Origin of the sequence: Lysobacter antibioticus (genome assembly GCF_000731095.1) — a bacterium.
Classification (GTDB): Bacteria; Pseudomonadota; Gammaproteobacteria; order Xanthomonadales; family Xanthomonadaceae; genus Lysobacter; species Lysobacter antibioticus_B.
On sequence record NZ_JMTZ01000018.1, the window covers coordinates 21,057 to 35,955 of the forward strand.

Annotated in this window: 14 protein-coding genes; 3 read left to right on the forward strand and 11 right to left on the reverse strand. The window is 67.6% G+C overall.

Annotated features, from left to right (window positions below):
• Positions 1–25: 25 nt before the first annotated feature.
• From EX88_RS0107020 to EX88_RS0107040, 5 genes are all read right to left on the reverse strand, one after another.
• Positions 26–1,324, reverse strand: coding sequence for a metal-dependent hydrolase family protein (locus EX88_RS0107020; protein WP_031371295.1), 1,299 nt, complete (start codon positions 1,322–1,324; stop codon positions 26–28).
• Between the two features lie 68 nt (positions 1,325–1,392).
• Positions 1,393–2,325 (reverse strand): heme o synthase, encoded by a 933-nt coding sequence (gene cyoE, locus EX88_RS0107025; RefSeq protein ID WP_036148252.1) that lies wholly within the window; start codon positions 2,323–2,325, stop codon positions 1,393–1,395.
• On the reverse strand, positions 2,325–3,512 hold the full coding sequence (locus tag EX88_RS0107030) for a COX15/CtaA family protein (protein WP_051884656.1): 1,188 nt from the start codon (positions 3,510–3,512) through the stop codon (positions 2,325–2,327). The genes cyoE and EX88_RS0107030 overlap by 1 nt, the downstream gene beginning before the upstream one ends.
• 121 nt (positions 3,513–3,633) lie before the next feature.
• Positions 3,634–4,203: a hypothetical protein gene (locus EX88_RS0107035; protein WP_031371298.1), complete on the reverse strand. Its 570-nt coding sequence runs from the start codon at positions 4,201–4,203 to the stop codon at positions 3,634–3,636.
• Positions 4,204–4,210: 7 nt separating this feature from the next.
• Positions 4,211–4,930, reverse strand: coding sequence for an SURF1 family protein (locus EX88_RS0107040; RefSeq protein WP_031371299.1), 720 nt, complete (start codon positions 4,928–4,930; stop codon positions 4,211–4,213).
• A 135-nt stretch (positions 4,931–5,065) separates the two neighbouring features.
• Here EX88_RS0107040 and EX88_RS0107045 point away from each other — a divergent pair, with 135 nt between their 5' ends.
• Complete coding sequence (locus EX88_RS0107045; protein WP_031371300.1) at positions 5,066–5,293, forward strand: twin transmembrane helix small protein; 228 nt, start codon at positions 5,066–5,068, stop codon at positions 5,291–5,293.
• Between the two features lie 288 nt (positions 5,294–5,581).
• Here EX88_RS0107045 and EX88_RS0107050 read toward each other — a convergent pair whose 3' ends face one another.
• The 5 genes from EX88_RS0107050 to coxB all read right to left on the reverse strand — a co-directional run bounded on the left by EX88_RS0107050 (position 5,582) and on the right by coxB (position 9,951).
• Entirely contained in the window at positions 5,582–6,460 is an 879-nt protein-coding gene (locus EX88_RS0107050; protein ID WP_031371301.1) for a cytochrome c oxidase subunit 3, read from the reverse strand.
• Positions 6,461–6,509: 49 nt separating this feature from the next.
• On the reverse strand, positions 6,510–7,127 hold the full coding sequence (locus EX88_RS0107055) for a cytochrome c oxidase assembly protein (RefSeq protein WP_031371302.1): 618 nt from the start codon (positions 7,125–7,127) through the stop codon (positions 6,510–6,512).
• Entirely contained in the window at positions 7,124–7,255 is a 132-nt protein-coding gene (locus tag EX88_RS27310) for a hypothetical protein (RefSeq protein ID WP_255611049.1), read from the reverse strand. Before EX88_RS27310 ends, EX88_RS0107055 begins: the two co-directional genes overlap by 4 nt.
• 87 nt (positions 7,256–7,342) lie before the next feature.
• Entirely contained in the window at positions 7,343–8,968 is a 1,626-nt protein-coding gene (gene ctaD / locus EX88_RS0107065; RefSeq protein ID WP_031371303.1) for a cytochrome c oxidase subunit I, read from the reverse strand.
• Positions 8,969–8,994: 26 nt separating this feature from the next.
• A complete protein-coding gene (gene coxB, locus EX88_RS0107070; protein ID WP_031371304.1) occupies positions 8,995–9,951 on the reverse strand; it encodes a cytochrome c oxidase subunit II in 957 nt (318 codons plus the stop codon).
• A gap of 651 nt (positions 9,952–10,602) precedes the next feature.
• On the opposite strand from coxB, the gene putA reads away from it, so the two are divergent.
• The gene (gene putA, locus EX88_RS0107075) at positions 10,603–13,779 is read left to right on the forward strand and encodes a bifunctional proline dehydrogenase/L-glutamate gamma-semialdehyde dehydrogenase PutA (protein ID WP_031371305.1); all 3,177 of its coding nucleotides are present in this window, start codon (positions 10,603–10,605) and stop codon (positions 13,777–13,779) included.
• Between the two features lie 326 nt (positions 13,780–14,105).
• The gene (locus EX88_RS23575) at positions 14,106–14,567 is read left to right on the forward strand and encodes a DUF3574 domain-containing protein (RefSeq protein WP_081930688.1); all 462 of its coding nucleotides are present in this window, start codon (positions 14,106–14,108) and stop codon (positions 14,565–14,567) included.
• A 57-nt stretch (positions 14,568–14,624) separates the two neighbouring features.
• On the opposite strand, the gene EX88_RS0107085 is transcribed toward EX88_RS23575, so the two are convergent.
• Positions 14,625–14,879 (reverse strand): DUF2164 domain-containing protein, encoded by a 255-nt coding sequence (locus tag EX88_RS0107085; protein ID WP_031371307.1) that lies wholly within the window; start codon positions 14,877–14,879, stop codon positions 14,625–14,627.
• Positions 14,880–14,899 lie beyond the last annotated feature (20 nt).

Here is a 14,899-nt window from a genome sequence, read left to right on the forward strand (position 1 = left end):
ATCCCGCCGCCCTCGGCCGAGGCGCTCAGCGCGCGTCCTTGACCACTTCGCCGCCCTTGATCACCACCGGCACGGCTTCGAGCAAGGCGACGTTCCGGGTCGGGTCGCCGGCGACCGCGATGATGTCGCCCCAGCGGCCTTTCTCGATCACGCCGACGTCCTGGCTGCCCAGCGCTTCGGCCGCGTTCGCGGTCGCCGCCTGGATGGCCTGCGCCGCGCTCATGCCGTAGCGCTGCATCACCGCGAACTGGCGGCCGTTCTGCCCGTGCGGATAGACCCCGGTGTCGGTGCCGTAGACCATCTTCACCCCGGCCTGATGGGCTCGACGGAAGTTCTCGCGCTGGACATCGGCGACTTCGCGGTCCTTGCGCAGATTGTCTTCGAGCACACCGTTTTTCTTGCCCTCGGCCTGGGTGTAGTCGGTGTTGTAGATGTCCATCGACAGCCAGGTGCCGTGCTGCTTGGCCAGGCGAATGCCTTCTTCGTCGATCAGGCTGGCGTGCTCGATGGTGTCGATGCCGGCGCGGATCGCGTCCTTGATACCGCTGGTGCCGTGCGCATGCGCGGCGACCTTGAGCCCCCAGCGATGCGCCTCGTCGGCCACCGCCTTCATTTCCTCCAGGCTCAACTGCTGCTGGCCGGGCTCGGTGTTGCGCGAGAACACGCCGCCGGTGGCGCAGATCTTGATCACCTGCGCGCCGTACTTGCGCAGCTCGCGCACGTGCTGGCGCGCCTGCTCGGGCGAGTCGGCGTTGTAAGGGCTGCGCTGCTGCATCGACGGCGGGAAGAAGGTCGAGTCGCAATGGCCGCCGGTGGCGCCGAAGCCGTAGGCGGCCGAGACGATGCGCGGGCCGCTCAGCTTGCCCTCGTCGATGGCCTGGCGCAGGCCGACATCGTTCCAGGCATCGGCGCCGAGATTGCGCACCGTGGTGAAGCCGGCCGCCAGCGTGTCCTGAGCGTGCTTGACCGCGAGCACCGACCAGAAGCGGTCGTTGAACTGCAGACTGGTGTAGCCGCCGTAGGTCGGGTCGGCATCGAGATGGGTGTGCATGTCGATCAGGCCCGGCAGCAGGGTCATGCCGGGCAGGTCGAGGCGTCGAGCGCCGGCCGGCGCGGCGTCGCCGGCACGGCCGACCTCGACGATGCGGCCGTCGCGGATCAGCACCTGCGGGTTGTCGAGCAGGCGCCCGCTGCGCGAATCGAACAGCTTGGCCGCGGTGACCACCAGTTCGCGCGGCGGCGCGGCGGCGTCCTGCGCCTGCGCGGCATCGGCCGCCGACAGCGGCAACAGCGCCATGATCGAACACGCGATCCGGTTTCTCATCGACGACCTTCCCCTTGCGATTAGGCGCCGATGCGGCGCGCGATTGGACGCCCGCGCGGCGCGGGCGGTCAACGCATCCGCTGCAGCTCGAACAACGGCGCCGACTGCATCGACGACGGCAGCCAGTGATCGATCAGCAGGAATGCGAACAACACCATCAAGTAGACGATCGAGTAGTTGAAAACCCGCATCGCGTACAGTTCGTCGGGCGGGTTCATCAGCTTCCAGGCGTGGTATAGGAACACCGCGTCCAGCACCAACACCCCGAACAGATAGAAATAACCGCTCATGCCGAACACGCACGGCAGCACCGAGACGACCGTCAGCAGGATCGTATAGAACAGGATCTGCCAGCGGGTGTATTCGACGCCATGGGTGACCGGCAGCATCGGCACCATCGCCCGCGCATAGTCGGCGCGGCGGAAGATCGCCAGCGCCCAGAAATGCGGCGGCGTCCACACGAAGATGATCAGCACCAGCAACAGCGCATGGGCCCAGTCCCACTCGCCCTGCATGCCGGTGACCGCGGCCCAGCCGAGCAGCGGCGGCGCCGCGCCGGCGATGCCGCCGATGACGATGTTCTGCGGCGTGGCCCGCTTCAGGAATACGGTGTAGACCACCGCATAACCGATCAGCGAAGCAAAGGTCAGCCATGCGGTCAGCGCGTTGACCCACACCACCAGGATGGTCATCGACAACGCGGCCAGGATCAGCGCGAACACCAGCGCCTGGGTCGGCGAGACCTGCCCGGCGACGATCGGCCGCCACGACGTGCGCGCCATCTTGGCGTCGATGCGCGAGTCCAGCAGTTGGTTGATGGTCGCGGCCGAGGCCGCTGCGAGCCAGATGCCGAAGAAGCCGAGCACCGACTCGCGCAACGGCGGCAAGCCCGGCACGGCCAGAAACATGCCGACGAAAGCGGTGAACACGATCAGCGCGACGACGCGCGGCTTGGTCAGGTCCCAGTACTGCTTGGCGGTCGGGCGCTTGGCGGTATTCATCAGGCCTCCGGCGTACGCAGGCGTGCGAGCAGGGAGACGAGCGCGAACAGCAGCAGCGCGGCGCCGGCGTTGTGCGCCACCGCGACCGCGAGCGGCAGGCCGAGCTTGACGTTGGCGATGCCCAGGCCGACCTGGGCCAGGGTCAGCGCGCCGAGCAGGCTCGCCCAGCCGCGCATGCCGGGTGTGCGCAACAGCTTCACGGTCAGGCCCAGCAGATAGACGAAGACCACGCCGGCCATGATGCGGTGGGCCAGCTGGATCGCGATGCGGGCCTCGCCGTCGAGGATGCCGCCCTCGTAGTCCACGCCGATGCCGCGCCACAGCACGAAGGCTTCGCCGAAGTCGTGGCGCGGCCACCACTGGCCGACGCAGGTCGGGAAATCGTTGCCGCAGGCGAGCGCGGCATAGTTGGCGCTGGTCCAGCCGCCGAGCGCGATCTGCACGCCGAGCACGCCGATGCCGAGCATGATCAGGCGGCGTACGTTGGCCGCGTCGGCCAGGCGGATCGGGTGGCCGATCGCGCGCCACGCGGTCCACACCAGCAACGAGAACGTCAGCAGGCCGCCGAGCAGATGGCCCATGACCACCACCGGCTTGAGCAGCCAGGTCACCGTCCACATGCCGAGCAGGGCCTGGAAGATGATCACCGCCAGGGTCAGCGCCGACACCCGCGACAGATCGGTGTTGCTCCAGCGCAGCGCCGCGGCGAGCAGGATGGCTTCGCCGACGATCGCCAGCGCCGAGGCGGCGACGTGCTGGCCTTTCATGTACAGCGGTATGGCCACCGCCACGACCGCGGCCGCTGCGATCACTTGCGGCACGCCGTAGGCACGCTTGCGCGCCGACACCAACGCCAGGATCAACACCAGCACGCCGAGCAGGCCGGCGATCATACGGTGGAATTGCTCGCGCCAGGCCTTGTGCACCTCGACCGGCCGGATCGCGGTGGCGACGTGGTCGGTGATCTCGTGGGCGCTGGTCGGCCAGGCCGCGCGGCCGTAGCAGGTCGGCCAGTCCGGGCAGCTCAGGCCGGCGTTGGACAGGCGCACGAAGGCGCCGAACACGATCACGCACAGCGCCAGCGCCACCGCCAGCCAGGCGATGCGATGGAAATTCTTCGACAGGCCGGTCTTGCTCAGGCCGTTCGTGAACGGATCGGAGGATCCGGGCTTGTTGGTTACGCTCATTCGAAACTCGTTCCTACCCAACTCTGCTGCAACACTCGTGCGGCCGGGCGAGTCCCGGCGACTTGGTTCGTTTCATGCCGTTCCCGACATCCGGCTCCGGCGCGCCCGTTCTTGCCGCCGCTCACATCAGTTTCAGCAGCTTGGCCAGGTCGGCGCGCAGCCCGCCCGGATCGGTGCCGGGAGCGTAACGCAGAATCACGAAGCCGTTCGGGTCGACCACGTACAGCGGCACGCCGGCCGGGTCGCTCAGGCGCGGCAGTTGCGCGCGCAGCTCCGGCGAGGGGCCGAACACGCGCAGGCTGGCCGGGCGCTTGGCGCCGGCCGGCGGCTCGCCGAGCCAGAGCACTTCGACATGGTCGGCGTCCTTGCCGAACAGCTGCCAGACCGTGTCCAGTTGCTGCGACAACGCGACGCAGGCCTCGGCGCAATTCGGCGCCGGCGCGACCACGATGCGCCAGATCCGCGCCGGCGGGTTCCAGGCATAGACGCTGCCGTCGGCCAGGCGCGGCTGCAGCGCGCGCAAGTCGGGCTTGGGTTCGAGCAGTTCGCCGTGCTGGCGGCTCACCGCCGGGTGATGGTTGGTGAAACGCATGACCCCGGCGATCAGCATGGGCACGAAGAAGAACGCGGCGATCAGCACCAGCACCAGGCGGTTGCGATTGCGCTGCGAGGAATTCACGGGTGTGTTCATCGGTGGGTTATCGACGCTGAGGACGGAACGTGAGGATCAGGGCGGTCGCCAGCACCGCCAGGGCGAGCGCGAACCACTGCAGCGAATAGCCGCGGTGTTTGTCGGGCGGCAAGGTATTGGCGAGCAGTTCCAGGTCGCGCTCGTAACCGAGCTCGAGCGCCGGGTCCAGGCGCAGCACGCGCGGTGCGAGCGGCACCGACAGGCCGGCGGCCTCGGCGATCGCCTTCGGGTCGACCCGGGTCAGCAGCCAGCCCTCGCCTACGCGGCCGATGCCCGGGCCCAGTGCGAGACCGGTCGACGGCGGCGGCGCCAGCAGCCCGCGCAAGGCCAGCTCGCCCTCGGGCTGGGGGATGGCCGGCAGCTTGCGATCGCCGCCGAGCGGCAACCAGCCCAGGTCGACCAGCATCGGCCCGCCCTGCGCCGGCACGAAAATACGATAGACGCGCACACCGGCGCGGCCGTTGCGCTGCTGGTTGTCGAGCAGCAGGGCACCGCGTTGGTCGAACCGGCCCAGGCCCTCCGCCCAGTCGTAGTCGCGCGCCCGGGCGGGATCGTCGGCCGCGGCCAGCGGCCGCGGCGTGCGCTCGTTCAGGACCGCGGCGGCGGCATCGAGCATGGCCTGCTTCTCGACCGCGCGCCGGCCCTGCCACAGCCCCAGGTTGGCGAACAGCGCGATCGCGGCGAGCGCGAGCGTCCAGCCGAACAACAGGGTGCCGCGACGGCTCACCACATCCTCCCGGCGGGCTGCGATAATCCGCGCAGCGCATCTGCGCGCGCTTTGCGCGCCGCAAATGCATACGCGCGCGCTGCTCGCGCAATCAATGCATCCGCGCGCGCGCTGCGCGCACTTGAGGAGCCCGCGGTGAACGAGTCGCTGAAGATCCTGCTGGTGGTCGGCTTCCTGATCGTCATCCTCTGGAACCTGGGTGCAGGCCTGTATTACATGCTGGTGGACAAGGGCCAGAGCAAACGCACGGTCAATGCGCTGACCCGCCGCATCGCGCTGTCCGTCGCGCTGATCGCCATCATCCTGTTCGCGATGTGGATGGGCTGGATCGAACCGCACGGGATCGGCTCCAACCCGAACTGATCCTGGCAGGCCGGCTTGGCTGAGCGAGCACGGCGGGCGGATCACGGCGATGCAGCGTAAAAACCGCGCGGGCGACGCTTCTTTACAGAACGTCATTCCCGCGCAGGCGGGAATCCAACGACTTCAAGCGTTCCGGCACGAAAGACGCTGGATGTCCGGCTGCGCCGAAGTAAAGCAACGCCCGTCTTCGCGGAACGACGTAGACGCCGCCCCGCAGCAATAACAAAAAAACGAAAGGCCGGCAGCGCCGGCCCTCGTCGTGATTTTGCCGATTCCGCCGCGTCGCGCTTACAGCACGTAGACGAACAGGAACAAGCCCAGCCAGACCACGTCGACAAAGTGCCAGTACCAGGCCACCGCCTCGAACGCGAAGTGGTTGTCCTTGTCGAAATGGCCCTTGAGGCAACGGAACCAGATGATCGCCAGCATGATCGTGCCCAGGGTCACGTGCAGGCCGTGGAAACCGGTGAGCATGAAGAAGGTCGAACCGTAGATGCCCGAACCCAGGGTCAGGTTGAGCTCGGTGTAGGCGTGGATGTATTCCTCGGCCTGGAAGAACAGGAACAGGCAGCCCAGCAGCACGGTCAGGCCCAGCCAGAACAGCAGCGCCTTGCGGTGGCCGCCCTTGAGCGCGTGGTGCGCGGCGGTAACCGTGGAGCCCGAGGTCAGCAGGATCAGGGTGTTGAGCAGCGGCAAGCCCCAGGCCGGAATGGTCTCGAACACGCCACCGACCCCGGCCGGACCGCTGCTCGGCCAGGCGGCGCTGAACTGCGGCCACAGCAGGCTGTTGGTCATCACGCCGTCGCCTTCGCCGCCGAGCCACGGCAGGGCCAGGCTGCGCGCGTAGAACAGCGCGCCGAAGAAGGCGGCGAAGAACATCACCTCGGAGAAGATGAACCAGATCATCCCCATCCGGAACGAAACGTCGACCTGCTTGTTGTAGTTGCCGCGCACCGATTCGCGGATGACGTCGCCGAACCAGCCGAACAGCACACCGACCATCATCGCCAGGCCGACGAAGAACACCGGCTTGCCCCAGCTGACTTCGTTAAGCCAACTGGCGACGCCGATCATGGTCGTGAACAGACCGATCGAGCCGAGGAACGGCCAGCGGCTGCTGTGCGGCACGTAGTAGATGTTGGCGTCTGGCGTGTGAGCGTGGGCCATGGCGGCGTTCCAGTGATAAGTGGTGCTGGTTTGAATGGTGCTGAGCCGCTTACGGCGCCGACAGCGGCGAGGATGCGGTCTTGGACACCGATCCCTGCTGCAGGCGCGCCGTGAGCACGTCGTTCTTGGAGAAAGTGTAGGACAGCGTGATCGTCTTGATCTCGGCCGGCAGGTTCGGATCGACGATGAAACGCACCGGCATATCGCGCGACTCGCCCGCCTGCAGGGTCTGGGCGGTGAAGCAGAAACACTCGGTCTTGTTGAAATAGCCCGAAGCCCGCGCCGGCGCGACCGACGGCGAGGCGCTGCCGACGATGGCGCGGTCGGTGGTGTTGCGGGCGTAGTAGGTGGTCTCGTACTGCTCGCCCGGACGCACCTGCATGCTGAACTGGTGGGGCTTGAAGTCCCAGGGCAGCTTGGAATTGACGCTGCCGTCGAACTGCACGGTGACCATGCGGTCGGCGACGGGCGCGGCCGCTACCTGGGCATCGACCACGCCGCGTTCCAGGCGGATGCCGAACACCTTCTCGCAGGCGATGCGGTACATCGGCACCAGGGCGAAGGTGAAACCGAACGCACCCAGCGCGACCAGCACCATCAGCCGGGTCATCTTCGGGCTCGCCTGGCGGCGGACCTCGGCGTTGGCCTTGGCGTCGTTGGCGCTCATTTCGACAGCACCCCGGTCAGGATGAAGGCGACGTAGACCGCCACCGCGGCCAGCCCGAACCACAGCGCGGTGCGGCGCGCGGCCGAACGGCGGTGGGCGAGGTCGTGCTGGTCGTGGGACTGGGTCATCTTGATTCGCCTGGGCCGCGGAGGCGCGCTATCGGATCGAAGCGCTCACTGCCGGGGCCCGTCGCGGGGTCCTGTGTCCTGTCGGGTTCAGTGGGTGATGTCGCCGTGGGCCAGGTCGCCGTCGCGGATCACCGGCGGCGTGCCGAAGGTGTGGTGCGGGGCCGGGCTCGGCACCGTCCACTCCAGGCCGCGCGCGCCTTCCCAGGCCCGCGCTTCGGCCTTGGCGCCGACGCTCTTCGAGCGCAACAGGATGAAGGCCATCATGAACGGCGTGACGAACATGCCGAACGCGCCGATCGAGCTGATCAGGTTCCAGTCCGCGAACACCACGTTGTAGTCCGGGATGCGGCGCGGCATGCCGGCCAGGCCCAGGAAGTGCTGCGGGAAGAACAGCAGGTTGACGAAGATCATCGTCCACCAGAAATGGAACTTGGCCATCGGCTCGCTGTACATGCGGCCGGTCCACTTGGGCCACCAGAAGTACACCGCGGCGATGATCGAGAACAGCGCGCCGGTCACCAGCACGTAGTGGAAGTGCGCGACCACGAAGTAGGTGTCGTGGTACTGGAAGTCGGCCGGCACGATCGCGAGCATCAGGCCCGAGAAACCGCCGATGGTGAACAGGATCACGAACGAGATCGCCCACAGCATCGGCGCCTCGAACGACATCGAGCCGCGCCACATCGTGGTGACCCAGTTGAACACCTTCACGCCGGTCGGCACCGCGATCAACATGGTCGCGAACATGAAGTAGATCTCGCCACCGAGCGGCATGCCGACGGTGAACATGTGGTGGGCCCACACGATGAACGAGAGGAAGGCGATCGAAGCGGTCGCGTACACCATGGCCTGGTAGCCGAACAGCGGCTTGCGGGCGAAGGTCGGGATGATCTCCGAGACCACGCCGAACGCCGGCAGGATCATGATGTAGACCTCGGGGTGACCGAAGAACCAGAAGATGTGCTGGAACATCACCGGGTCGCCGCCGCCGGCCGCGTTGAAGAACGAGGTGGCGAAGAACTTGTCGGTCAGCAGCATCGTCACCGCGCCGGCCAGGACCGGCATCACAGCGATCAGCAGGAAGGCGGTGATCAGCCAGGTCCAGCAGAAGATCGGCATCTTCAACAGGTCCACGCCCGGGGCGCGCATGTTGAGGATGGTGGCGATGACGTTGATCGCGCCCATGATCGAGCTGATGCCCATCATGTGGATGGCGAAGATCGCGAAGGCGACGTTGTTGCCGCCCTGCAACGACAGCGGCGGGTACAGGGTCCAGCCGCCGGCCGGAGCGCCGCCCGGCAGGAACAGCGTCATCAGCAGCAGGGTGAAGGCGAACGGCAGGATCCAGAACGACCAGTTGTTCATGCGCGGCAGCGCCATGTCCGGCGCGCCGATCTGCAGCGGGATCATCCAGTTGGCCAGGCCGACGAAGGCCGGCATCACGCCGCCGAAGATCATCACCAGCGCGTGCATGGTGGTCATCTGGTTGAAGAACTCGGGATTGACGAGCTGGAGACCCGGCTCGGCCAGCTCGGCACGGATCACCACCGACATCGCCGCGCCGATGATGAACATGACGAAGCTGAAGATCAGGTACAGCGTGCCGATGTCCTTGTGGTTGGTCGAGAAGAACCAACGCTCGATGAAGCCCTGTTTGTGGGCGTGATCATCGTGGTGATCGTGATGATCGGCGACGGGGTGCGTGGCTGCCATGGCCTACCTCTAGAGAATGCTGACGATCAACCGACGACCGCTGCGTGCGGAGCCGCGGCGGTCGTGGTGTCGGTGTTCGGGGCTGCGGCGGAAGCCGGAGCGGCATCGGCCGGAGCGGCCGCAGGTGCTGCAGCCGGAGCCGCCGGCGCGGCGGCGGGCGCCGGCGCGTTCTTGGCCTTCTGCTCGGCCAGCCACTGCTGATACTCGGCCTTGGGCAGCGCGCGCACGACGATCGGCATGAAGCCGTGGTCCTTGCCGCACAGCTCGGCGCACTGGCCGCGGTAGACGCCAGGCTCCTTAATTTCGGTCCAGGCTTCGTTGACGATGCCCGGGATCGCGTCCTGCTTCCAGCCCAGGGCCGGCACCCACCAAGCGTGGATGACGTCGTCGGCGGTGATCACGAAGCGGATCTTGGTGTCGGTCGGCAGCACCAGGACGTTGTCGACGTCGAGCAGGTAGTGCTCGTGGTCGGCCTTGGTGACGAGCTTGCCGGCCTGGCGCAGTTGGTCGCTCTTGCGGTCCAGGCGGCTGGTGAAGGAGACGTTCTCGCCGAGGTAGTCGTACTTCCACATCCACTGGAAGCCGGTCACCTTGACCGTCATCGCCGCGTTGCGGGTGTCGTACATCGCGATCAGCTTGCTGGTGGCCGGGAAGGCCATCAGCACCAGCAGCGCCACCGGCACCACGGTCCAGATGATCTCGAGCTTGGTGCTGTGGGTGAAGTCCTTGTCGGCGACGGCGCCCTTGGACTTGCGGAACCTGAACATGGCCACGGCCATAGCGCCGAAGACCAGGATGCCGATCACCACGCAGACCCACAGCGCGAACATGTGCGCCGAGTAGGCGTTCATCGACTGGGCGGTCACGCCCTTGCCCATATTCAGCTGCCACGGCTTGGGATCGGCCGCCTGAGCAAACGCAAGGACAGGCAACGCCGATGCGGCGACGCCCGCTGCCCACTGCTTGAAACGACCGGCTTTCATCAGTTCGAGCCCCGAAAAATCAGTGTGGTTTTCGTTTTCGTGCTCCGCGGGCTGCCCCTCCCGCCCCGTCCGCGCCGATGTCCTGGGCGTGAGGCTGTGCGGAAGAAGGTGGCTGGCGAGCCCTGTCGAGGGCCCATCACGCCGGGATCGGCGCTACGGATAACCGAGAAATGGTAGCGGCCGCCCCGTCTTGCGGCAACCCGGAGGTGCTAGCCCCAACCGGCCCGGAAACCATCCGCGCCCCGCAGCGACAGGCTTTGCGCGCCAGTTCGGCGCCTCATACGAGTGTCGGCGACGGCCGATCGCAAGCGTGACGGATGCAAGTTGCGGTGGTCCGGCGCGCGCAACGCGCGGATCGGGCCGCTCGCCGCAGCTGCGGCGGCCGGGTCCGGCGCCGATCCGATGCTGCTGATCCGATGGCGGCGGCTGACGGTTGGCCGAGCGGTTGGCCAGCCTTGCGACGGCGCTCTCGCACCGGGCCCGCCCCGAACCGATCCGGTACAGGCCGCGACCGATAGAAAGCTCTAAAATGCCCGACTTCCCACCCCAGTGCCGGGTCCGATGTCCACCAACGTCTCTTCCACCGTCGCCCACGACGGTCCGCCGACGCGCTCGAGCGCCGCGCTTTCCAACGCGCAGCCTTCAGGCGCCATGATCAGCCCCGAACTGCCCGCACCGCCCTCGGGGCCGCGCGCGGCCCTGACCGCCGGCTGGGTCCGCGACGAAGCCGATCACGTCCGCCACCTGCTCGAACTGGCGCGCCTGCCGGCCGCCGACCGCGACGCCGCCCAGGCCACCGCGGCCGAGCTGGTCAAGCGTGTGCGCGCCCGCGCCCAGGACCAGGGCGCGATCGAAGCCTTCATGCGCCAGTACGACCTCGGCAGCGAAGAAGGCGTCCTGCTGATGTGCGTGGCCGAAGCCCTGCTGCGCATTCCGGACCAGGAAACCGCCGACAAGCTGATCCGCGACAAGCTCGGCGAAGCCGACTGGAAGCGTCACCTGGGCCAATCGGACTCGGTGCTCGTCAACGCCTCGACCTGGGGCCTGATGCTGACCGGCAAGCTGGTCGACCTCAACGACGACACCAAGCGCGACGTCCACAACGCCTTCAAGCGCCTGGTCGGCCGCGTCGGCGAACCGGTGATCCGCCTCGCCGTGCGCCAGGCGATGCGCATCATGGGCCACCAGTTCGTCATGGGCCGCACCATCGGCGAAGCGCTGTCGCGTTCGAAGAAGGGCGACAACGCCAACTATCGCTACTCCTTCGACATGCTCGGCGAAGGCGCGCTGACCACCAAGGATGCCCTGCGCTACCTGCAGGCCTACCGCGACGCGATCCATGCGATCGGCAAGAGCGCGCAGTCGGACCGCAAGTCCGGCGACAAGGACGCCGTGTTCGGCGCGCCGTCGATCTCGGTCAAGCTGTCGGCGCTGCACCCGCGCTACGAGCACGCCAAGCGTGCGCGCGTGTTCGCCGAACTGACGCCGCGCGTGCTCGAACTGGCGCAACTGGCGCGCAACTACGGCATCGGCTTCACCATCGACGCCGAAGAAGCCGACCGCCTGGAGATGTCGCTCGACGTCATCGCCGCGGCCTATAGCGACCCGTCGCTCGACGGCTGGGAAGGCTACGGCCTGGCGATCCAGGCCTATCAGAAGCGCGCGCCGGAAGCGATCGACTTCATCGCCGACCTGGCCCGCAAGACCGGCCGCCGCATTCCGGTGCGCCTGGTCAAGGGCGCCTACTGGGACAGCGAGGTCAAGCGCGCCCAGGTCGACGGACAGGCGGGCTATCCGGTGTTCACGCGCAAGCCGAACACCGACGTGTCCTACCTCGCCAACGCGCGCCGCATGCTCGAAGCCGGCGATGCGATCTACCCGATGTTCGCCACCCACAACGCCCAGACCATCGCGACGATCCACCAGCGCGCCAAGGCGATGGGCCGCGAGCGTCACTACGAGTTCCAGAAGCTGCACGGCATGGGCGACGACCTCTACGCCGAGGTCATTCCGTCGCACCGCCTCGACGTGCCCTGCCGCGTCTACGCGCCGGTCGGTTCGCACGAAGACCTGCTGCCCTACCTGGTGCGCCGCCTGCTCGAGAACGGCGCCAACTCCAGCTTCGTCAATCGCATCACCGACGAGAGCATCGCGATCGACGAGTTGATCCAGGACCCGGTCGAGACCGTCGCCGCCTTCGCCAGCATTCCCCATCCGCGCATTCCGCTTCCGGCCGACCTGTATCGCAGTTTCGGCAATGACAGGACCAATTCCATGGGCGTCAATCTCGCCAACGACCAGCAACTGCAGACCCTCGCCGCCGAAGTCAACGCCGCCGTCGGCGACTGGCGCGCCGCACCGCTGGTGCCGGGCGCGACCGTCACCGGTCCGAACATCGCCGTGACCAACCCGGCCGACCGCCGCGAAACCGTCGGCCAGTGGCAGGCCGCCGACAGCGCCACCGTCGAGCTGGCGCTGAAGAACGCGGTCGCCGCGCAGGAAGCCTGGGACTCGACCCCGGCCGCCAGCCGCGCCGCGATCCTCGAACACGCCGCCGACCTGCTCGAGCAGCGCATGCCGCAGTACATCGCGCTGTGCACCAAGGAAGCCGGCAAGACCATCCCCGACGGCGTCGCCGAAGTGCGCGAAGCGGTCGACTTCCTGCGCTATTACGGCCAGCAGGCGCGCAAGCTGTTCGCGCCGGAAGCGCTTCCGGGCCCGACCGGCGAGTCCAACACCCTGCACCTGTCCGGCCGCGGCGTGTTCGTCTGCATCAGCCCGTGGAACTTCCCGCTGGCGATCTTCGCCGGCCAGATCTCGGCCGCGCTCGCCGCCGGCAACAGCGTCATCGCCAAGCCGGCCGAGCAGACCAACCTGATCGGTTACTACGCGGTCAAGCTGCTGCACGAAGCCGGCGTGCCGGAAGCGGTGCTGCAGTTCCTGCCCGGCGACGGCGCCACCGTCGGCGCGGCGCTGACCCGCGACCCGCGCGTCGCCGGCGTCGCCTTCACCGGTTCGACCGACACCGCGCGCGCCATCAACCGCTCGCTGGCCGCGCGCGACGCCGCCATCGGCGTGCTGATCGCCGAGACCGGCGGCCAGAACGCGCTGATCGCCGACTCGTCGTCGTTGCCCGAGCAGTTGGTCAAGGACGCCATCGGTTCGGCCTTCACCTCGGCCGGCCAGCGCTGCTCGGCCGCGCGCGTGCTGTTCGTGCAGGAAGACATCGCCGACAAGGTCACCACGATGCTGGCCGGCGCCATGGCCGAGCTCAAGATCGGCAACCCCGGCCTGCTGTCGACCGACGTCGGCCCGGTGATCGACGAAGACGCGCTGAAGATGCTCGTCGAACATGCCGCGCGCATGGACAAGGAAGCGGTGAAGATCGCCGAAGTCGCGGTCGACGCCGACAGCGCACACGGCAGCTTCTTCGCGCCGCGCGCCTACACCCTGAAGTCGCTCGACCAGCTGCACAAGGAAGTGTTCGGCCCGGTGCTGCACGTGATCTGCTGGAAGGCCGATCAGCTCGACGCGGTGATCGATGCGATCAACGCGACCGGCTACGGCCTGACCCTCGGCATCCATTCGCGCATCGACGAGACCATCGAGCGCATCAGCGCGCGGGTCAAGGTCGGCAATTGCTACGTCAACCGCAACCAGATCGGCGCGGTCGTCGGCGTGCAGCCCTTCGGCGGCCAGAACCTGTCCGGCACCGGCCCGAAGGCCGGCGGCCCGCACTACCTGCCGCGCTTCACCACCGAGAAGACCATCACCGTCAACACCACCGCGGCCGGCGGCAACGCCTCGCTGCTCACGCTGGGCGATTGATCGCGATGGCCTGACCCATGGTCGCGCCGAGGCGCGGCCCATCGAGCCAGGCAACGAATACGGCGCGCCCCTCGGGTCGCGCCGTATTCGTTTGCGCATCCGTGAATCGTAGACCTTGCTCGTGCCCGGGCTCCTAAGGGTAGGAGCGGCGCGAGCCGCGACAACGAAACTTCGAGCGACCGCGCAAGTCGCGGCTTGCGCCGCTCCTACCCCGAGGCCGTCGCGCCCACTGCTCTGCGACGCGCATCGCATAACCGCCTATTGGCAGACACATCGAGGCTGGAGCCGCGCGCAAGATAGGCGTCATCGCCCGCGGAGCTACGCAGATGTCCTGCAGACCCTTGCTGTCGGCCGCCTTGCTGTGCGCACTGACGGCCTGTGCTTCGCTCGCTCCGTTGCCGATCAAACCCGGTGACCCCAGCGCCTGCGGCGAACGCCGGCTCGACCGGGTGCTGTTCGGCATGAACAGCCCCTCCGGCCCGGTCACTGACGGCCAATGGCAGGCCTTCCTGGCCGAAGTCGTCACCCCGCGCTTTCCCGAGGGTTTGACCATCTACCAGGCGCAAGGCCAGTGGCGCGGCGCCAGCGGCGAGATCGAACGCGAAGAGTCGCGCGCGATCGACCTCGTCCATACCGACAGCGCGGCCGGCCGCCAACGGGTGGTCGAGATCGCCGACGAGTACAAGCGCCGCTTCCAACAAGAAGCGGTGCTGGTGATCAGCCTGCCGACACGCGCCTGCTTCGCTCGGCAAGCCATCGGCGCGACCGAGGCATCGCCGGCCGGCTGAGCCGCGCGTCCGGCGAACGGCCCAGTCGCCCGGCCGTGCCTCGATCGCGCCCGCCCCTCAACGCCTGAAATCGGTCGGCTGCTCGAGCTGGTAGAAGGCGTCGCCGATGTCCTCGAACTTGGCCGACAACAGCGCATGGGCGTCGAGCACGCCGCGGTTGTAGAAATACGCGCCGATCTCGTCGGCGATGAAGTCGAGCATGAACTCGGCATCGAAACGGCCGATCGATTGCTTCAGCTCCTCGCTGAAATAGCGCTGCAGTTTGGCGACGATCAGCGCCTTTTCTTCGTTGGAGAACTTGATCTCGCTCATGCCTCGACGGCTCCGCATCG